The organism is Streptomyces sp. NPDC101225 (assembly GCF_044767585.1).
GTDB lineage: Bacteria > Actinomycetota > Actinomycetes > Streptomycetales > Streptomycetaceae > Streptomyces.
The window spans coordinates 17040-35015 of record NZ_JBIWOE010000066.1 but is presented as its reverse complement, the minus strand read 5'-3'; the positions used below and the strand labels follow the sequence as shown (position 1 = coordinate 35015).

The window sequence follows — 17976 nt, the reverse complement described above, 5'->3', positions numbered from 1 at the left end:
GGCATGGAGCACAACCTCGGCCTGACCTGCGACCCGGTCGGCGGCCTGGTGCAGATCCCGTGCATCGAACGCAACGGCATGGCCGCGGTCAAGGCGGTCACGGCCGCGAAGATGGCGATGCGCGGCGACGGCTCGCACAAGGTGTCCCTGGACAAGGTCATCAAGACGATGAAGGACACCGGCGCCGACATGTCGGTGAAGTACAAGGAGACGGCGCGCGGGGGGCTCGCGGTGAACATCATCGAGTGCTGAGGAAACAGGCCCTGACCAGCACGTTCGTGTCTTTCAGTGCTGTCGGGGCCTTCCCTTCCCACTCGGCGGAAAATCCCTGGCAAGTCCCCATGGAAGGGGTTCTCGACCTGCGGGTTCGCGGGACGTGATCGACGCCGGACACACCGATCACCCACCACTGGATGTATTAAATCGATCCCCTGAGCCCATGCGAGGGGTATCATTCGATACATGGACGCTGCGGAAAACTCGCGCCTGGAACGGCGGCTGGCCGGCCTCTCCCCCACGTTCACGACGGCGCAAGCACGTCAGGCCCTGCTCTCCCCTCGCGATCTGGCGCACTTGGTCACGGAAGCGGAGATAGACGAACTTTCCCGTGGGGTGTACCGGCGGGCAGACGCCCCGGAGACCGCGCACGCGGATCTGCTGGCCGTGTGCGCACGGGCCCCTCGCGCCGTCGTGTGCGGTGAATCCGCCCTGGCCCTGCATGAGCTGATCGACGACATCCCCGCAGCAGTACACATCGCCGTGCCGCGCGGTACACGCCGCCCGACGATTTCCTACCCGCCGACCGTGGTGGCGCAGTACGCCGCAAAGACCTTCGGCCTCGGCGTCGAACGGTTCGAAGCAGCCCCGGGAGAGAGCATCCCCGTATACAACGCAGCCCGCAGCGTCGTCGACGCAATGCGCCACCGCAGCCGCATCGGCGAGACCCTCGCCCTCTCCGCGCTCGGCCGCCACCTGCGCCGAAGCGGACGCGGCGGAGTCGGCGAACTCCAGCACATCGCACGCGAGTTGGACGCTCTCTCCGTCATCCGCCCCGCGGTAGAAGCGGTGCTCGCCTGATGGCCGACCCCACCCGCGACACCACCGCCGGCCGCGTCTACAACGACCTGCGCAACCTGGCCCGCCGCGACAGCCGGTCCACGGACGAGGTCATGGTCGAGTACGTCCTCGAACGGTTCCTCCACCGCCTGGCCACATCGCCCCTCGGCCGGGAACACTTCGTCCTCAAGGGTGGCCTGCTGCTCGCCCAGTTCGGCGCACGTCGAATGACTCGGGACATCGACATCCTCGGCCGCTCGTTCCCAGGCACCGAAACCGAGATCATCCGCAGGGTCGCGGCCATCGCCGCCACAGAGATCGACGACGGCGTCGCATTCGATCCCGCGACGCTCAAGACCGTCCCCATTCGTGAGGAGGACGAGTACCACGGCCTGCGCCTGTCCATGGCCGCCTCCATCGCCCGAGCGCGACTCAAGCTCCAACTCGACATCAGTTTCGGCGACCCCGTCACCCCCGGCCCCAGGATCATCGACTACCCGCAGCAACTCGCGACGGGCAGCTTCCAGATCCTCGGCTACCCACTCGCCACCGTCATCGCCGAAAAACTCTCCACCGCCATGTCACTCGGCGACCTCAACACCCGCGACCGCGACTACGGCGACCTCTACCGCCTGCTCACCCTCAACGACCTGGACGGCCAGGAACTCACCACAGCGCTGACCGCCACCGCCACACACCGCGGCATCGCCCTGAAACCCCTCAGTACCACCATCACGGACCTCGGTGAGCGGCGCCAGACCTCGTACGCCGCCTGGCGCCGCCGACAAGGCACCGCCGCAACGAGCTACCCCGAACGCTTCACGGACGTCGTCCGGCAGGTCACTGCCTTCGCAGACACACTTCTCAACGGCGACGCCGTCACCCTCGTGTGGAGTGCGGCGACCCTCAGGTGGTCATGAACCAGACCTGGCCGACCGACCAGGGTCAACACCCGTCCGCAGGTACGTCAAGTACAAGGAGACGGCGCGCGGGGGGCTCGCGGTCAACATCACCGAATGCTGACGTTTCCGCCCGGTTTCCCCCTCCGGCAGGGATCACCCGTGCCAAGGTGAGGGGGACAGCAACCCCTGTCCCCCCACCGGCCTTTCAGGGAGTCCCCCCATGCTGCGCGGTATCGATGTGAGCGCCTATCAGTCCTCCTCGTACGGCACCGACGGCCTCTCCTTCGCCTTCGTCAAGGCGACGGAGGGCCGTTCGTACGTCAACCCCAGACTCGGCGCCCAGACAAAGCACGGCCGCGACGCCGGACTCGTCGTCGGCTTCTACCACTTCCTGTGGCCGGGCCATCTCGACGCCCAGGCCCAGTACTTCGTGACGCACGCCCCCGAGAAGGCGGGCGACATCCTCGCCGTCGACTGGGAGACGACCGGTGACGGCACCCACGCGAGCAACGCGGAGAAGGACCACTTCCTCCGCAAGGTCAAGGAACTGCGCCCGCACCACCGGGTGTTACTCTACTGCAACCGCGACTTCTGGCTCAACGTCGACCGGACCTCGTACGCCGGCGACGGCCTCTGGATCGCCGACTACGTCACCGCCGGCCACCCCCGCATCAAGGCCGCATGGCGCTTCCACCAGTACACGAGCGAGCCGCACGACAAGGACGTCGCGGACTTCGCCGGCAAGGCGGCCCTCAAGGAGTGGGCCTCCGGCGCCTGACGGTTCTGCCGCCGTATAGGGTCCTGGACGAAGGGGTCGTACGGCGGAGGGGGCGTCATGGGCGGGTCGGTCGGAGCGGTCAGCAGCAACGGGGTCTACTCGTTCACCAAGCCGAACCGGGAGAGCATCACCCTGATCACGGGGCTCGGGGTGGAGGGGGACGTGCACGCCGGGACGACGGTGAAGCACCGGAGCCGGATGCTCCGCGATCCCTCGCAGCCGAATCTGCGGCAGGTGCACCTGATCCACGAGGAGCTGTTCGACGAGGTCCGGACGGCCGGGTTCGAGGTGAGCGCCGGTCAGCTCGGCGAGAACGTGACCACGCGCGGGATCGACCTGCTGGGCCTGCCCGCCGGGACGCTGCTGCGCCTCGGCGACGAGGCCGTGGTCGAGGTCACCGGCCTGCGCAACCCCTGTCCGCAGATCGACGGATTCGGGCACGGACTGCTGAAGCAGCTGGTCGGGCGGGACGAGGACGGCGCGACCTGGCGCAAGGCCGGAATCATGAGCGTGGTCCTGACCGGTGGGGCGGTGCGGCCGGGCGACCCGGTGGAGGTCGAGCTGCCCGAGGGTCCGCACCGCCCTCTGGAGGTCGTCTGAGCCCGAGGGCCAGGACGCCCCCTACCCCCGGAAGTCCGCCGGCCGTTCCGGCGACGCCTCGGCAAGCGCCTTGGTGACCGCGTCGACGCCCGCCCGCAGGCCGTACACCGGCGTGCCGGGCTGCTGGCGCCAGGAGTCGTCGAGACCGCCCGCGTCGACGGTGTCGAAGCCGAGCGCGTCGATCAGGTCCCGTACCTTCCGCTTCGCGGCCTCGTCGTCGCCCGCCACCGGCAGTGCCATCCGCTCGGGGTCGCCGGCCGGGAGGGGGCGTTCGAGCAGGTCCTGGGCATAGGTCCCGTTGAACGCCTTGATCACGGGGTGGCCGATCTCGCGTTCCGCGTGGCGGCTCTCGGTGAGCCCCTCGTCCTCGATCGCCGCGATCCGGCCGTCGCGCTGCGGGTAGTAGTTGCCGGTGTCGATGACCGCGGCTCCCTGCGCGGCCCCGTCCAGCAGGCCGGCCGGGAGGTCGGGGAGCGCCTTCACCGGGACCGTGACCACGACGACCTCGGCTCCGCGGGCCGCCTCCGCGGCGGGTACGGCCGTCGCGCCGGTCTCCTCGGCCAGTGCCGTGAGGGGGGGCCACGGGAGTTGGCGACGGAGACGTCGTGGCCGAGGGCGGTGAGCCGGCGGGTGAGGTTGCCGCCGATGTTGCCCGCGCCGATGATGCCGATCTTCATGACAGGCCCTTCCAGGAATCCATGCAGGTGCATCTTTCTGGCGTCGACCCCGCGGGCTCGCACCTTGTTCCGGGCGGTGCCCGCCGCCGTGCGGCCGGGCACCCCCCTGGCGTCCTACTTGCTCAGGTACGCCCAGAACTCGTCGAACGACAGGACCTTGTCGCCGTTGAGGTCACGCGTCTTGATGATCGCCTCGGCGACCGACTCGGTGACGTTCCAGTCGCCTCCCTGGGCGAGGGCGGTCTTGAACTCGGCGGCGGTGATGAAGCCGTCGCCGTCGGTGTCGATCCGCTGGAAATCCTTGCGTGCTTCTTCGATGTCGGCCACCGGTCCGCCCCTTTTTCCGTTCGTGCTTCCGTGCCGTACTGACGCTGGTCAGACTAACGGCCCGGATGCGCCTCCAGTGCGGCGGCCACCCACCCGAACTCCTCCTCGTAGGCCCGCACCGGCGTCCCCTTCAGGACGGCGAGCAGTTCGCGGTAGCGGGCGATACGGACGGTGTGGGACGCCGTGATCCGCTCCAGGACCGCGGCGCGGTCGGCCTGCCCGAGCAGGTTCCTCAGCACCGTCTCGGCCTCCGGCGACTCGGGCGCGATCCCGTTCTCGCGCGCGTCGCCCACCAGCTCCACGAGCCGCTTGGCGAACCACATGGACGCGCCGGCGGGCGTTGCCGGACCGCGGTCGGCGTGGTTGAACTCGGCGGCCTTGCGCATCTGCGTCCGGAACTCGGGGTCCTGCACCATCTCCGCCAGCTCCACCCACGCGTCGACCTGTTCGGGCGTCGGGTCGTCCGGCAGGTTCACCGCGGTGTTCCGCATCCGTTCGCGGATGTCCGGGTCGACGAGGTCGAGCCCGTGGAACATCTCCTCCACGAACTCCTCCATGATCCGCCTGCGCTCGGCCGCCGACAGCCGCGCCAGTTTGTTCATCAGGGTCATCTCCTCTGCGGTCGAACCGCGTCGCGCCACGGACGACAGCACCGCTCGGGTCACCCTCAACGTGCTGATCCGCGCGTCCAGCGCCACCACGTGCGCCGCCGCGACCTCCGCGACCGTCCGCTCCCCGGCCAGCACCCGGCGCACGTCGTCCAGCCCGAGACCCAGCTCGCGCAGCGTGCGGATCAGCTCCAGCCGGGCGGCGGAGGCGGCGTCGTAGAGCCGGTAGCCGCCCGAGGAGCGGGTCACCGGGGTGAGCACGCCCTCGTCGGACCAGTAGCGGATGGTGCGCACCGTCAGGCCGGTGGACCTGGCCAGCTCGCCGATGGTGAACAGTCCGGTGCCGTCGTCGTTCATGCCGACGAGTCTGGGCCTTCCAGCGGGTGGAGACTCAAGGAGCGCGGCCCGGCCCTGGTCAGCGGAAGACGCCGGTGTGGCCGAGGGAGTAGCGGCCCGGCTGGGGGTAGACCGCGAGACCGTGCGGGCCGCTGCCCACCTTGATGCGGGCCAGCTGCTCCCCGGTGCGGGTGTCGATCGCGTACACCTCGGCGTTGTACCGCCCCGACAGCCACAGCACCTTGCCGTCCGCCGAGACACCGCCCATGTCGGGGCTGCCGCCGTTGGGCAGCCGCCACTTCTTGGTGAGCCTGTTCTCGGTGAAGTCGAAGATGGAGATGGTGCCCTCGTCGCGGTTGGAGATGTACATCTCGCGCGAGTCGCGGCTGACGTAGAGGCCGTGGGCGCCCTTGCCGGTGGGCAGCAGGGTGGGCCGGCTGAACTTGTCGCCGTCGAGGATCCACACCCCGTTCGCCACCATGTCGGCGATGTAGAACCTGCTGCCGTCGGGCGCGAGCTTCACGTCCTGCGGCTTCGCGCCGTCGAAGGGCAGCTTCTCCTGGCCGATCACCTTCATCTTCTCGGTGTCGACCTTGAGCAGTTCGCCGCTGAACTCGCAGGAGACGATGAAGTAGCGGCCGTCGGCGGAGAAGTCGGCGTGGTTGACGCCGTAGCAGCTGACCGGGACGGTCTTGACGCGCTTCATGCTGTGCGCGTCGCGGAAGACGAGTTCGCGGTCGAGGGAGGCCATGACGATCGCGTACTTGCCGTCGGGAGTGAAGTAGAGGTTGTAGGGGTCGTGCACGTCGACGCTCTTGCCGGCCTTCCCCGTGCTCGGGTCGATGGGGGTGAGCGTGTTGCCCCGGTCGTTGTTGACCCACAGGGTCTTCAGGTCCCAGGACGGCACGACGTGCTGCGGCTGGGCGCCGACCGGGATCGTCTCGATGACCTTGTACGTCGCCGGGTCGATGACCGTGACGGTGTTGGAGTTGGTGTTGGGGACGTACACGCGGGACGGGAAGTCCTTGACGACCGGCGAGAGCCGGCCGGGGCGGTCGGCCGCGTACACGTCGGACGGGTCGAGGACGGGCGGCATGCCGGGCAGGCCCTGGACGGCCGCCTTCTTCTTCACCGGCGCGGCGGCGGGATTGCTGCCGAGCGCCTCGTCCTTGTGCGTGCCGGAGGCGTCGGCGCACGAGGCGAGGGTGGAGAGCGCGGCGAGGGCGGCGGTGGCGGTCAGGGCGCGGGTGAGCCGGGTGGGGTGCATCAGCTGAACAACTCCGTGGTGGACACCGCGGACAGGCCGCGACGGGCGAGTTCTTCGAGTACGACGGGGAGCGCGGCGACCGTGTCCGGGTAGCCGAAGTGCAGGCTCACCACGGAACCGCCCCGGACCTCGCCGAGGACCTTGCGGGCCACGGCGTCCGCGCCGGGCCGGGTGTAGTCGAGCGAGTCGACGTCGTACGACAGCACGTGCGGGTAACCGGCCTCGCGGGCCAGCCGCACGACCTGTGGCGAGGCGAGCGGGGCGCGGGAGGGGCGGAACCAGGTGCCGATGGAGCCGGTGAGCTTCTTCAGGCGGCCGGCGCAGGCGGTGATCTCGGTGCGGGCGTCGGCCTCGGACATGGTGTTCACCGCGAGGTGGCGCTGGGTGTGGTTGCCGAGGTCGTGGCCGCCGTCGAGGATGCGGCGCGCCAGTTCCGGCTGGGCGTCGAGCCAGGTGCCGACGGCCAGGACGGTGAGGCGGGCGCCGTGCCGCTCGGCGGTGGTGAGCAGCGAACGGGCGATGGCGGGGTCGCCCTGGCCGTGGAAGGTGAGGGCCACCCGGGAGCCGGTGCGCGGACCGTGGGTGAGCTGGGCGGGCCGGCCCGGGTAGCCGCGGGGGGACGGTGCGGGCGACGCGGCGGGGGGATCGGTGTCCGCCTGCGCGGAGGGGCGGGTGGCGCTGTGCGCCACCGCGGAGGAGTGGGCGACGGCGCCGTTCGGCGCGCAGCCTGCGGTGAGGGCGCCCGCGGCGAGTAGCCCGGCGCCCGTGCGAAGCGCCGTCCGGCGGTCGGTCGAGGTCACCCGCCCCATTTAAAGGGTGATCAGTGGGAAATCGGGTGATTCATCCGATCAGGGGACACCCCGCGCGTCGCGCCCCACCGGTCCTACCGGTCGGCCACCCTCATCTCGAACCAGGTCGTCTTGCCGCGCGGCAGCAGGTCGACCCCCCAGCGGTCGGAGAGCTTGTCGACCAGGAACAGGCCCCGCCCGCTGACGTCCAGTTCCTGCACCGGCATCAGGCAGGGCAGGCCCCGCGAGGGGTCGCGGACCTCGATGCGGATCCAGCCCCGGCGGCGGCGCATCCGCAGACCGAAGGTGCGGGCGCCGGTGTGGCGGACGGCGTTGCCGACGAGTTCGGAGACGAGCAGAACGGCGTCCTCGGTCATCTTGGGCGTGAGGCCCCACTGCCGCAGAACCACGACCTGGGTGAGCCGGCGGGCGGTGGCGGCGGACTCCGGGCGCGACGGCAGCGGAACCTCCGCCTCGGTCGGATTGCCGAACAAGTCGAGCGCCTTGAGCGCCTGTTCGTCCTCGACCGCGGGCGACCAGCGCGCCGCCGTCACACGGCTGTGTCCCCGCGGCTGTTCGATGCCCTCCAGCCCCGCCATGCCCCCCATCATGGCCGCCCGGAACGCCCTTCGGGGCCGTTCCGGGGGAATCCACCCCCCGGAACTCCCCATTCCGAATGGTCGGTTCGGCATATGCCATGGGCAGATGGAGCACGTCCGCAGCCCGTCCGGCCTGCGTCGAAGGCCCCGCCGATGGCAATCGACGGTCTCCCTCGACGAGACAGACTTAAGGTTGCCTTAAGGCTCCCATAATCCGTCCCATCGAGGGACCCGGATCAGACACCGTGTCAATTGCAAGTGGTTCCGGGGAAGTTCACAGGCCCGTGTGGCGGAGGCAGAGAGGCCGCGGAAGCGGCGGCCGCAGGCTCAGAGGAACTTCGCCTTGCCCGGCCCCTCCTCCACGAAGCTCCGCATCCCGCGCTCGCGGTCCTCCGTGGCGAACAGGCCCGCGAACCAGTTCCGTTCGACGGCCAGACCGGTCTCGATGTCGGTCTCCAGACCCGTGTCGACCGCCTCCTTGGCGGCCCGCAGGGCGATGGCCGGCCCCTGCGCGAGCTTCGCCGCCCACGCCCGCGCGGCCGGGTAGACCTCCTCGGCCGGCACGACGCGGTCCACCAGACCCAGCGCCAGCGCCTCGTCGGCCTTGACCATACGGCCCGTGAAGATCAGGTCCTTGGCCTTCGACGGGCCGACCAGACGCGACAGCCGCTGGGTGCCCCCCGCCCCCGGGATCAGGCCCAGCAGGATCTCGGGCTGGCCGAGCTTGGCGTTCTCCGCCGCGATGCGGTAGTCCGCGCAGAGGGCCAACTCGCAGCCGCCGCCGAGCGCGTAGCCGGTGACGGCCGCCACCACCGGCTTGGGGATGCGGGCCACGGCCGTGAACGAGTCCTGCAGGGCGCGGGAGCGCAGGACCATCGCGGCGTGGTCCATGTTCTGCATCTCCTTGATGTCCGCGCCCGCCGCGAACACCTTCTCCCCGCCGTACACGATCACGGCCCGTACGTCGTCGCGCCGGGTCGCCTCCTCGGCGAGTTCCTTCAGCCGGTCCTGTGTGGCGACGTCCAGGGCGTTCATCGGCGGACGGTCCAGGCGGATGGTGCCGACGCCTTCGGCGACTTCGAGATTCACGGTCATGAAGGCAGGTTAACGGGCACTAACGGGGTTGGCCCCGGTGCAGTACCTCACACCGGGGCCGTACCGCGCGATCCGTGGACCGAAGGGGCGCTACGCCTTCCACTTCTCCCAGGACATGTTCCAGCCGTTGAGTCCGTTGGCCGGGTCGACCGTGCGGTCGTGGGAGTGCTTCACGACCACCACGTCGCCGATGATCGAGTGGTCGAAGAACCAGCCGGCCGGCAGCCCGCGGTCGTAGCCGCCGCGCAGGTCGCGCAGGCCGATGCAGCCGTGGCTGGAGTTGTAGTTGCCGAAGGCGCCGCCGCCCCAGTAGTTGCCGTGGATGAAGGTCCCGGAGTCGGTCAGCCGCATCGCGTCCGGGACGTCCTTGATGTCGTACTCGCTGCCGAGGTTGACCGTCTCGCTGTTCATCCGGGTGACCCGGAGCCGCTCGCTGATGACCATCTGGCCGTTCCAGGTGTCGTAGCCGGGCTTGCCGGTGGTGACGGGCAGCGTCTTGACGACCTTGCCGTCCTGGGTGACCTTCATCTGGTGGGCCTTGGCGTCGACGACCGAGACCTGGTTGCGGCCGATGGTGAACTTGATCGTCTTGGCCTGCTTGCCGTAGACGCCCTTGCGGCCCTCGACGCCGTCGAGGTTCATCTTCACCGTGACCTTCGTACCGGACTTCCAGTACTGCTCGGGACGGAAGTCGAGGCGGTCGTTGCCGAACCAGTGGCCCTCGACGTCGACGGCCGGCTCGGTCGTGATGGTGATGGCCTTCTTGACGTCCGCGGGGTGGGTGATGCCCCGGGTGAAGCGGACGGAGAACGGCATTCCGACGCCCACCGTGGAGCCGTCCTCGGGGGTGAAGTTGCCGATGAAGGTGTTCTGCGGGGTGAGGGTGGTGAAGGTCGAGTCCTCCGCCGCCTGGCGGCCCGCGGAGTCCTTGGCGACCGCGTGGACCGTGTACCTGGTGGACGCCGCCAGGTGCGTGGCGGGCGTCCAGGCGGTGCCGCCGCCGGTGATGGACCCGGCTATCTTCGCGCCCTTGTCGTCCTTGACCTCGACGGTGGTGAGCCGGCCCTTGCTCGCACTCACCTTCAGCGCGCCGGTGGTGTCCACGGACTTCGCGCCGCTCTTGGGGCTGATGGTGACGACGGCTTCCGACTGCTTGGTCCGGGCCGCGTCCGCCCCCTTGGCCTTGCCGCCGTCGGCCGACCCGGCGCCCGACCCTCCTCCCCCGCCGCACGCGGTGAGGGCCAGCAGCAGCACGCCGGATATGAGGACCGGCACCCCCCGGCGCCGGCGCCCGCTCGCGTCAACCGACGCCCCCGATATCGGCCACACGTTCAAGTTGCTCTCCCCTCGCCGGGCCTGGTCCGGCCCGCGCCCCGGCACGCGTCCCGCGCGCATTGGCGCATATTAACCGCAAGGTTTTGGGGATCGTGTCAGGTAAAGGTCACCGTTCCGTCGCAACATCGTTCCCCGCGCCCGGCTCGATCCCCGCCTCCTCACCGGTTACTTGACCACCCCGCCCGCCTTCCACTCCTTCCAGCCCATGTTCCACCCTCCGAGTCCGTTGTCGGGAGCGACCTTTTTGTCCTTGCTGTGGACGACCTGCACCACGTCCCCGACGAGGCTGCGGTCGAAGAACCAGCCGGCCGGGGTGTCGGAGCTGCCGCCCTTCACGTCCCTCAGCCCCACGCATCCGTGGCTGACGTTGACGTGCCCGGGGGCGTCGGGCGCCCAGTAGTTGCCGTGCAGGAAGGTGCCGGAGTCGGTCAGGCGCAGGGCGTGCGGGACGTCCGGGATGTCGTACTCGCCGCCGAAGCCGACCGTGCGGCTGTTCATACGGGTCACGTCGAGCATCTCCATCACCACCATCTTCCCGTTGTAGGTGGTGTGTTCGGGCGCGCCCGCGGTGATCGGCACGGTGGCCAGCAGCGCGCCGTCCCGCCGTACCTGCATGGTGTGGGCGGCCGCGTCCACCAGGGAGACCTGGCTGCGGCCGACGGTGAAGGAGAAGGTCTTGTACTGGAGCCCGTAGACACCGCGCGCCCCCTCGACGTCGCGGAGCCGGAGGGAGACGGTGACCCGGGTGCCGGGCCGCCAGTACCGCTCGGGACGGAAGTCGAGGCGGGCCTTGCCGAACCAGTGGGGGCGCACCTCGACCGCGGGCTTCGCGCTGACGCGGACGGCGCGCTCGACGGCGGCGCGGTTGTCGATCTCCCGGTTGAACTCCAGCGAGACGATCATCCCGGTGCCGACCGTGGAGCGGTTCTCCGGAGTGACGTAGCCGATGAAGCGCTCGTCGGGGACGTACGTGGTGAACGTGGTGTGCCGTGCGGAGCGGCGGCCGTGGCCGTCCAGGGCCACCGCGTCGACCGTGTACTTGGCGGCCAGCGACAGCCGGGCCCGCGCGGGTTCCCAGCGCAGGCCGTCCGCCGAGATACGGCCGGGCACCGCGGAGTCCTGTGCGTCCTGGGACCTGACGACCTTCACCGACTCCAGCCGGCCGCTGTCCACGCGCACCAGGAGCTTTCGGCCCGGCCTGACGTCCTTGCTCCGGTCGTCCGGGGAGACGCGGATGACCTCCTCGGGGGCGGGGGCCTTGCCGAGGGCCTCGCCGATGTCGCTCCTGCCCGTCCCGTCCGAAGTGCAGCCAGCGGCTCCGGCCAGCAGTCCTGCCCATGTCAGTACGGCGACCAGCGCGGCCCCCGCGCGCCGTGCGCGCCCTTGTCCATGCCTCACGTGCTGCCCAACGACGCGGCCCGCCAGGGGAAACGTCGGTGCGGCACGCTCCGCCGCCACGGCCCCGCGCCGCGGGGAGCTTCGCCGCACCCGCACGTGCCTCGGGTCGTTTGGCCACGCTCTGGGCAGAACACTGGGGAGGACGACGCGACGGGGAGCCGCGGCCGGGACGCCGTGCGCTCTTTTTCCAGGTCGTCCCACGAGCCGTGGGAGGCGGACAGGTGTCCAGCGCAGCCGAGCAGGAGGCGGTGGCCGAGGGGCGGGCCGAAGGGGGCGCGCAGCCGGCCGCCGCGGTCAACGGCGCGCCCCGGAAGGTACCGGGCGTGCCGGTGCGGCCGGGTGCCTCGACACCCCTCGGAGCGAGGTTCCGGGTCGGCCAGGACGGGGTGGCGGGCACCAACTTCGCACTGTGGGCGGGCGGGGCCGAGGCGGTGGAGCTGTGCCTGTTCGACGAGCACGGCAAGGAGACGCGGGCGCGGCTGACCGAGCTCACCCACGAGATCTGGCACGGCTTCGTCCCGGGCGTGATGCCCGGGCAGCGCTACGGCTACCGGGTGCACGGCCGCTGGGACCCGTGGACCGGTGGCCGCTGGAACCCGGCGAAGCTGCTCCTCGACCCGTACGCGCGCGCGGTGGACGGCGACTTCAGCCTGCCGCCGGAGGTGTACGGGCATGTGCGGGACTGGCCGCAGCAGCACGTGGCCGACACCGTCCGCGACGACCGCGACTCGGCCCCGTACGTCCCCAAGGGCGTCGTGGTCCATGACGACGACGACTGGGCCGACGACCACCGCCCGAAGACGCCCTGGGCGGACTCGGTCATCTACGAGCTGCACGTCAGGGGCTTCACCAAGCTGCACCCCGGCATTCCCGAGGAGCTGCGCGGCACCTACGCCGGGCTGGCGCACCCCGCCGCCGTCGAGCACCTGGTCCGGCTGGGCGTCACGGCCGTGGAGCTGCTGCCCGTCCACCAGTTCGCGCACGAGGACCACCTGCTGCGCCGCGGCCTGAAGAACTACTGGGGCTACAACTCCGTCGGCTACTTCGCGCCGCACGCCGCGTACGCCGCGTCCGGGACCACGGGCCAGCAGGTCGGCGAGTTCAAGCGCATGGTCCGCGCGCTGCACGCGGCCGGCATCGAGGTCGTCCTCGACGTGGTCTACAACCACACGGCGGAGGCGAGCGAGCTGGGACCGACGCTCTCCCTGAAGGGCATCGACAACCGCGGCTACTACCGCCTCCAGTCCGACGCGCGGCGCTACGCCGACTACACCGGCTGCGGCAACACCCTGCACGTCGTGCAGCCGCACGTGCTCCGCCTGATCACCGACTCGCTGCGCTACTGGGTGACGGAGATGGGCGTGGACGGCTTCCGCTTCGACCTGGCCGCCGCACTGGCCCGCTCGATGCACGACGTCGACATGCTGTCGCCGTTCCTCGCGGTCATCGCGCAGGACCCGGTGCTCCGGCGCGTGAAGCTGATCGCCGAGCCGTGGGACGTCGGCTCCGGCGGCTACCAGGTGGGCGCGTTCCCGCCGCTGTGGACGGAGTGGAACGACCGGTACCGGGGCGCCGTGCGGGACTTCTGGCGGGGCGCGCTGCCGGACGTACGGGACCTGGGCTACCGCCTGTCGGGCTCCAGCGACCTGTACGCGTGGGGCGGCCGGCGGCCGTACGCCTCGGTCAACTTCGTCACCGCGCACGACGGTTTCACCCTGCGCGACCTGGTGTCCTACGAACGCAAGCACAACGAGGCGAACGGCGAGGGCAACCGGGACGGCACGGACGACAACCGGTCGTGGAACTGCGGCGCCGAGGGCGAGACGCCCGACGAGCGGGTACGGGCCCTGCGGCGGCGCCAGCTGAGGAACCTGCTGACCACGCTGCTGCTGTCGACGGGCGTGCCGATGCTGGTCGCGGGCGACGAGCTGGGGCGCACCCAGCGCGGCAACAACAACGCCTACTGCCAGGACAACGAGATCGGCTGGCTGGACTGGGGGCTGCTGGAAGAGCCGGGCTGGAAGGCCCTGTTCGACCTCACGGCCCGGCTGATCGCCCTGCGCCACCGCCACCCGGTGCTGCGCCGCCGCGCCTTCTTCTCCGGCCGGGCGCACTCCGCGGACGGCCTGCGCGACCTCGCCTGGTTCACCGCGCGCGGCACGGAGATGACGGAGGAGGACTGGTACGCACCGGCCGCCACGCTCGGCATGTACCTCTCCGGACGGGACATCCCGGGCCGCGACGAACTCGGCGCCCCGGTCCTCGACGACAGCTTCCTCGCCGTCCTGCACGCCGGGGACCGGCCGGCGGCGTTCGTGCTGCCGGGGCGGCCGTGGGCGGAGCGCTACGAGGTCGTGGTCGACACCTCGTGCGAGGCCCAGGCCGAGGAGCCGGGGGTGGTGCACCGGTCGGGGACGCCGATCACGGTGCCGGCGCGGGCGGTCCTGCTGCTGAAGGTCTCGCCGGCCGGCTGAGTGGCGCTGCGGCCGGGAGGGCCTGCCGGTGAACCTCCCGGTCCCGGCCCCAGGCCCTGTCGGTCTAGCCGAGGATCCCGCGCTCGTACGCGGTCGCCACCGCCGCCGCGCGGTCGCTCACGCCCAACTTGGCGTAGAGGTGCGTGAGATGGGTCTTCACGGTCGCCTCGCTGATGAACAGCTCACGGGCGATCTCGCGGTTGGAGGTGCCCTTGGCGACCAGCGCGAGGACCTCGCGCTCGCGGGCGGAGAGCGGCTCGCCGCCGGGGGTGCCCGGCGAGCGGACCGCGGAGACCAGGCGGGAGGCGACGGCCGGGGACAGCACCGTGCGGCCGTCGGCCGCCGCGCGGACGGCGGTGAACAGCTCCTCGCGCGGGGCGTCCTTGAGCAGGTAGCCCGTCGCGCCCGCCTCGATCGCGGGCAGGGTGTCGGAGTCGGTGTCGTAGGTGGTCAGGACGAGGACCTTGGCGCGGGCGCCGCGGCGGGCGAGCTCCTTGATGGCGTCGACTCCGCCGCCGCCCGGCATGCGCAGGTCCATGAGGATGACGTCGGGGTCGAGGACGGCGGCCCGCTCCAGCGCCTCGACGCCGTTCGCGGCCTCGCCGAGGACGGTGAATCCGGGCGCCGCGTCGAACATGCCGCGCAGGCCGTCGCGTACGACGGGATGGTCGTCGACGATCAGCAGGGAGATCGGGGCGTCACTGGTCATGGCGGACCAACGGTACGCGAGCCGACAGCGCCGTGCCGTGACCCGGTTCGGACTCCACGGCCAGCGAGCCGGCGATGCGTTCGGCGCGGGCGCGCATGCCGTCGAGGCCGAAGCCGCCCGCGCTGGTGCGGGCGGGCAGCGCCAGGGGGTCGAACCCGGTGCCGTCGTCGCGGATGTCGAGGATGACCTCGTCGCCGAGGAAGGAGAGGGTGACGCCGACGCGGCCGGCGTGGGCGTGCCGGGCCGCGTTGGACAGGGCCTCCTGGACGATGCGCAGGAGGGTGGCGGAGACCTCCTCGTGGAGCTGCTCGGCGGTACCGGTGACGGTGAACCCGGCCCGTACTCCGGTCCGTTCGCCCCATGCGGCGACGGTCTTCTTCAGCGCCTCGGGCAGCCCGTCGTTCTCCAGCGCCACCGGCGCCAGGTTGTGCACGGAGCGGCGCGCCTCGCCGAGGCTGTGCCGGGCCAGTTCCATGGCGCGGCCGGTGTGCTCGCGGGCCTGGTCCCGGTCGGGCGTGTTCACGACGACCTGGAGCTGGGCGATGATCCCGGTCAGGCCCTGGGCGATGGTGTCGTGGATCTCGGCCGCCAGCCGCCGGCGCTCGTCGGCGACCCCGGCCTCCCGCGCCTGGACCAGCAGTTGGGCGTGCAGGGCGGCGTTCTCGTCGAGGGCCTGCTGCAACGCCGTGTTGGTGCGCTCCAGTTCGGTGATGGTCTCGGTGCGCTCGCGGGAGCGCTGCGCCTCCTGCTCGGTGAGGTGGGCGACCACCATCTGCAGACCGGAGTTGGCGACCAGCAGCGCGCCGAAGACGGTCCACTGCAGCGCGCCGTGGAACGGCAGCCCGCCGGCCTGGGCGCCGGCCACGGTGACCGCGCTGGCGAGCAGGCCGAGCCGGTGCCACCGGCCGGGCAGGGTCTCGTCGGCGTCCATGTAGCCGGCGGCGGCGTAGAACGCGAAGAACGGGTTGAGGTAGGTCAGGCCGAAGGCGAGGGCCCAGCGGAGGGTGTAGTACACCGTCCCGCCGCGGGACGGCGTCCGGCGGCGGTCGGGCCCGCCGGGCCGGGTGCTGTGCCACCACAGCTGGAGCGCGAGCGCACCGGCGATCAGGCTCCAGGCGGCGTACCACTTGGCCGGGGACGCGTGCGGGTCGGCGGTGGCGAGGGCGAGGACGAAGCTGATGCCGAGCAGTCCGTACGGCCCCCAGGTGTGAAACTGCTCCCAGCGCCGGTCCAGGTGCGTGTCCACCACGGTCATGTCCCCAGTCTGCACGGCCGGCCGCCTACTCCCATCGGAACCAGCGCGTGGCCGCACCCGTCAGCAGCAGGATCCACACCGCCAGCACACCCAGATGGCTCCAGCCCGGCCAGTGCCCGGCGGCCGCCTGGTTCAGGGCCTGCGCGGCGGCGCCGAAGGGCGTGCAGCCCACGATCCTCCCCAGCAGGTGCGGCATGGCCTGCACCGGCAGCCACACACCCGCGCAGAACATCGACGGGAAGAACACCGCGGATCCGATCGCACCCGCGATCTTCGTCGTACGGGACAGCGCCGACACCACCGATCCGAGAGCGAGGGCGACCAGGACGGCGAGCAGCAGGGCGAGGCCGTATCCGGCGCCCTGCCGCGGCAGCCGTACGCCGAAGGCGAGCCGCCCGACCACGAGCACCAGGAGCGCCGACACCAGCGAAGCGGCGCCGAACACCACCATCTGCGCGGACAGCAGGGCGCCCGGGCGCACGGGCGTGGTGGCCATCCGGCGCAGGATGCCGCGCTCCCGGTAGCCGGTCAGCGACTGCGGCATGGACTGCAGGCCGCCGACGATCAGGCCGAGCAGCACGGCCACCGGGACGTAGGCGTCGATGGTGCGCAGGCCGCCGAGGTCGTCCTGGTGCTGCCTGAAGGAGGGGATGGAGCCGAGGATCAGCAGCAGCAGGGTCGGGAAGAGCAGGATCCAGAAGACGGCGCCGGGTTCGCGGCGGAAGAGACGGACCTCGGTCCGCAGTACGGCGGTGCTCATGCGGCCGGCTCCTTCGTCAGGTCGAGGAAGGCGTCGTCGAGCGTGGCGTCCACGACGCGGAGCTGGTGTGCGGTGACCCGGTGGCGGGCGAGCAGCGTGATGACGGCGTTGACCGTCTCGTCGGTGCCGGTCAGCGTGATCCGGCCGTCCCGGTGCTCGACCGAGGCGAGTTCGGGCAGCGCGTTGAGGTCGCGTTCGTCCAGCGGCGCGGACGGCGTGAAGCTGATGACGGTGGAGCCCGCCGAACGCCGGATCAGCCCGGACGGGGTGTCCAGGGCGGCCACCCTCCCCCGGTCGATCACGGCGATCCGGTCGCACAGCCGCTGCGCCTCCTCCATGAAGTGGGTGACGAGCAGGACGGTGACGCCGCCGGCCCGGACGTCCTCGATCAGCTGCCAGGTGTTCCGGCGCGCCCGCGGGTCCAGGCCGGTGGTGAGCTCGTCGAGGACCACGACCCGGGGGTTGCCGATCAGGGCGAGCGCGATGAACAGGCGCTGCTTCTGCCCGCCGGAGAGCTGGGCGAACCGGGTGGTCAGCCTGGCGGTCAGCCCCAGGCGTTCGGCGAGCGGCGCCCAGTCGAGCGGGCCCGGGTGGAAGGAGGCGTACAGCTCCAGCGCCTCGCGGACGGTGAGCTTGGCCTGGAGCTCGCTCTGCTGGAGCTGGGCGCCGAGGACGCGGGACACGCGCGCGTGGTCGGCGACGGGGTCGAGGCCGGTGACCCGTACGCGGCCCCCGTCGGGGACGCGCAGCCCTTCGACGCACTCGACGGTCGTGGTCTTGCCGGCGCCGTTCGGGCCGAGGACGCCGAAGATCTCGCCCTCCTCGACGGCGAAGGAGATGCCGTCGACGACGGGCCGGCCGCCGTAGGACTTGCGCAGATCGGTGACTTCGATGACAGGCATGGCAGCAGGGTCCCGCCGGGCCGGGGTCCGCCACATCGGCCGTCGCGCTCGAAGGGGCATCAACCGATCGGTTGATGCCGGGATACGACCGGACCGGCCAAAACTCGGTG

At 71.2% G+C, this 17976-nt stretch carries 18 protein-coding genes and 2 pseudogenes; 6 read left to right on the top strand and 14 right to left on the bottom strand.

Translation table 11 applies throughout. The features are described 5' to 3' along the window. A partial coding sequence (locus ACIRPX_RS43580; protein ID WP_404205689.1) for an L-serine ammonia-lyase, iron-sulfur-dependent, subunit alpha occupies nucleotides 1-252 on the top strand: 252 nt, incomplete at its 5' end. Between the two features lie 210 nt (nucleotides 253-462). Beyond that, a complete protein-coding gene (locus tag ACIRPX_RS43575; RefSeq protein WP_404205688.1) occupies nucleotides 463-1077 on the top strand; it encodes a hypothetical protein in 615 nt (204 codons plus the stop codon). A gap of 37 nt (nucleotides 1078-1114) precedes the next feature. Here the strand turns inward: ACIRPX_RS43575 and ACIRPX_RS43570 are convergent, their stop codons facing one another. Then, complete coding sequence (locus ACIRPX_RS43570) at nucleotides 1115-1285, bottom strand: EspF repeat-containing protein (RefSeq protein WP_404205690.1); 171 nt, start codon at nucleotides 1283-1285, stop codon at nucleotides 1115-1117. On the opposite strand from ACIRPX_RS43570, the pseudogene ACIRPX_RS43565 reads away from it, so the two are divergent. The 3 genes and pseudogenes from ACIRPX_RS43565 to ACIRPX_RS43555 all read left to right on the top strand — a co-directional run. Then, nucleotides 1203-1976: pseudogene (locus tag ACIRPX_RS43565) on the top strand (nucleotidyl transferase AbiEii/AbiGii toxin family protein); the annotation flags it as partial. The gene ACIRPX_RS43570 and the pseudogene ACIRPX_RS43565 sit on opposite strands and share 83 nt — an antisense overlap. Nucleotides 1977-2178: 202 nt before the next feature. Then, complete coding sequence (locus tag ACIRPX_RS43560) at nucleotides 2179-2736, top strand: GH25 family lysozyme (RefSeq protein WP_404205687.1); 558 nt, start codon at nucleotides 2179-2181, stop codon at nucleotides 2734-2736. 57 nt (nucleotides 2737-2793) lie between these two features. Continuing rightward, nucleotides 2794-3336: an MOSC domain-containing protein gene (locus tag ACIRPX_RS43555; protein WP_404205686.1), complete on the top strand. Its 543-nt coding sequence runs from the start codon at nucleotides 2794-2796 to the stop codon at nucleotides 3334-3336. A gap of 21 nt (nucleotides 3337-3357) precedes the next feature. Here the strand turns inward: ACIRPX_RS43555 and ACIRPX_RS43550 are convergent. From ACIRPX_RS43550 to ACIRPX_RS43510, 9 genes and pseudogenes are all read right to left on the bottom strand, one after another. Continuing rightward, nucleotides 3358-4013 (bottom strand): annotated as a pseudogene (locus ACIRPX_RS43550) (NADPH-dependent F420 reductase). 114 nt (nucleotides 4014-4127) lie between these two features. Further along, nucleotides 4128-4340, bottom strand: a complete 213-nt coding sequence (locus ACIRPX_RS43545) for an EF-hand domain-containing protein (protein WP_404205685.1) — start codon at nucleotides 4338-4340, stop codon at nucleotides 4128-4130. 53 nt (nucleotides 4341-4393) lie between these two features. After that, the gene (locus ACIRPX_RS43540) at nucleotides 4394-5305 is read right to left on the bottom strand and encodes a MerR family transcriptional regulator (protein WP_404205684.1); all 912 of its coding nucleotides are present in this window, start codon (nucleotides 5303-5305) and stop codon (nucleotides 4394-4396) included. 58 nt (nucleotides 5306-5363) lie between these two features. After that, nucleotides 5364-6551 carry a hypothetical protein gene (locus ACIRPX_RS43535; RefSeq protein WP_404205683.1) on the bottom strand — a complete coding sequence of 396 codons (1188 nt, stop codon included), beginning with the start codon at nucleotides 6549-6551 and terminating at the stop codon, nucleotides 5364-5366. Next, nucleotides 6551-7360 carry a polysaccharide deacetylase family protein gene (locus ACIRPX_RS43530; protein ID WP_404205682.1) on the bottom strand — a complete coding sequence of 270 codons (810 nt, stop codon included), beginning with the start codon at nucleotides 7358-7360 and terminating at the stop codon, nucleotides 6551-6553. Before ACIRPX_RS43530 ends, ACIRPX_RS43535 begins: the two co-directional genes overlap by 1 nt. A 74-nt stretch (nucleotides 7361-7434) precedes the next feature. Beyond that, a complete protein-coding gene (locus tag ACIRPX_RS43525) occupies nucleotides 7435-7938 on the bottom strand; it encodes an ATP-binding protein (protein ID WP_404205681.1) in 504 nt (167 codons plus the stop codon). Nucleotides 7939-8265: 327 nt separating this feature from the next. Continuing rightward, nucleotides 8266-9033, bottom strand: coding sequence for an enoyl-CoA hydratase/isomerase family protein (locus ACIRPX_RS43520; protein WP_404205680.1), 768 nt, complete (start codon nucleotides 9031-9033; stop codon nucleotides 8266-8268). Nucleotides 9034-9123: 90 nt separating this feature from the next. Next, a complete protein-coding gene (locus ACIRPX_RS43515) occupies nucleotides 9124-10368 on the bottom strand; it encodes an Ig-like domain-containing protein (protein ID WP_404205679.1) in 1245 nt (414 codons plus the stop codon). Between the two features lie 165 nt (nucleotides 10369-10533). Further along, a complete protein-coding gene (locus ACIRPX_RS43510) occupies nucleotides 10534-11766 on the bottom strand; it encodes an Ig-like domain-containing protein (RefSeq protein ID WP_404205678.1) in 1233 nt (410 codons plus the stop codon). Between the two features lie 221 nt (nucleotides 11767-11987). Between ACIRPX_RS43510 and glgX the strand changes: the two genes are divergently transcribed. Beyond that, on the top strand, nucleotides 11988-14240 hold the full coding sequence (gene glgX, locus ACIRPX_RS43505; RefSeq protein ID WP_404205677.1) for a glycogen debranching protein GlgX: 2253 nt from the start codon (nucleotides 11988-11990) through the stop codon (nucleotides 14238-14240). Between the two features lie 64 nt (nucleotides 14241-14304). Here the strand turns inward: glgX and ACIRPX_RS43500 are convergent, their stop codons facing one another. The 4 genes from ACIRPX_RS43500 to ACIRPX_RS43485 are packed head-to-tail and all read right to left on the bottom strand — an operon-like array spanning nucleotide 14305 to nucleotide 17866. Further along, nucleotides 14305-14949, bottom strand: a complete 645-nt coding sequence (locus ACIRPX_RS43500; RefSeq protein ID WP_404205676.1) for a response regulator — start codon at nucleotides 14947-14949, stop codon at nucleotides 14305-14307. Next, complete coding sequence (locus tag ACIRPX_RS43495) at nucleotides 14939-16204, bottom strand: sensor histidine kinase (RefSeq protein WP_404205675.1); 1266 nt, start codon at nucleotides 16202-16204, stop codon at nucleotides 14939-14941. Before ACIRPX_RS43495 ends, ACIRPX_RS43500 begins: the two co-directional genes overlap by 11 nt. 25 nt (nucleotides 16205-16229) lie before the next feature. Further along, nucleotides 16230-16964, bottom strand: a complete 735-nt coding sequence (locus tag ACIRPX_RS43490) for an ABC transporter permease (RefSeq protein WP_404205674.1) — start codon at nucleotides 16962-16964, stop codon at nucleotides 16230-16232. Further along, nucleotides 16961-17866 carry an ATP-binding cassette domain-containing protein gene (locus tag ACIRPX_RS43485; protein WP_404205673.1) on the bottom strand — a complete coding sequence of 302 codons (906 nt, stop codon included), beginning with the start codon at nucleotides 17864-17866 and terminating at the stop codon, nucleotides 16961-16963. The genes ACIRPX_RS43490 and ACIRPX_RS43485 overlap by 4 nt, the downstream gene beginning before the upstream one ends. Nucleotides 17867-17976: the final 110 nt, after the last annotated feature.

Bases quoted from the DNA above. Each gene is read 5' to 3' on its own strand.
- ACIRPX_RS43535 (WP_404205683.1), bottom strand. From the start codon at position 6,551: ATGCACCCCACCCGGCTCACCCGCGCCCTGACCGCCACCGCCGCCCTC.
- ACIRPX_RS43540 (WP_404205684.1), bottom strand. From the start codon at position 5,305: ATGAACGACGACGGCACCGGACTGTTCACCATCGGCGAGCTGGCCAGG.
- ACIRPX_RS43490 (WP_404205674.1), bottom strand. From the start codon at position 16,964: ATGAGCACCGCCGTACTGCGGACCGAGGTCCGTCTCTTCCGCCGCGAA.
- ACIRPX_RS43555 (WP_404205686.1), top strand. From the start codon at position 2,794: ATGGGCGGGTCGGTCGGAGCGGTCAGCAGCAACGGGGTCTACTCGTTC.
- ACIRPX_RS43495 (WP_404205675.1), bottom strand. From the start codon at position 16,204: ATGACCGTGGTGGACACGCACCTGGACCGGCGCTGGGAGCAGTTTCAC.
- ACIRPX_RS43525 (WP_404205681.1), bottom strand. From the start codon at position 7,938: ATGGCGGGGCTGGAGGGCATCGAACAGCCGCGGGGACACAGCCGTGTG.
- ACIRPX_RS43500 (WP_404205676.1), bottom strand. From the start codon at position 14,949: ATGACCAGTGACGCCCCGATCTCCCTGCTGATCGTCGACGACCATCCC.
- ACIRPX_RS43520 (WP_404205680.1), bottom strand. From the start codon at position 9,033: ATGACCGTGAATCTCGAAGTCGCCGAAGGCGTCGGCACCATCCGCCTG.
- ACIRPX_RS43485 (WP_404205673.1), bottom strand. From the start codon at position 17,866: ATGCCTGTCATCGAAGTCACCGATCTGCGCAAGTCCTACGGCGGCCGG.
- ACIRPX_RS43530 (WP_404205682.1), bottom strand. From the start codon at position 7,360: ATGGGGCGGGTGACCTCGACCGACCGCCGGACGGCGCTTCGCACGGGC.
- ACIRPX_RS43560 (WP_404205687.1), top strand. From the start codon at position 2,179: ATGCTGCGCGGTATCGATGTGAGCGCCTATCAGTCCTCCTCGTACGGC.
- ACIRPX_RS43575 (WP_404205688.1), top strand. From the start codon at position 463: ATGGACGCTGCGGAAAACTCGCGCCTGGAACGGCGGCTGGCCGGCCTC.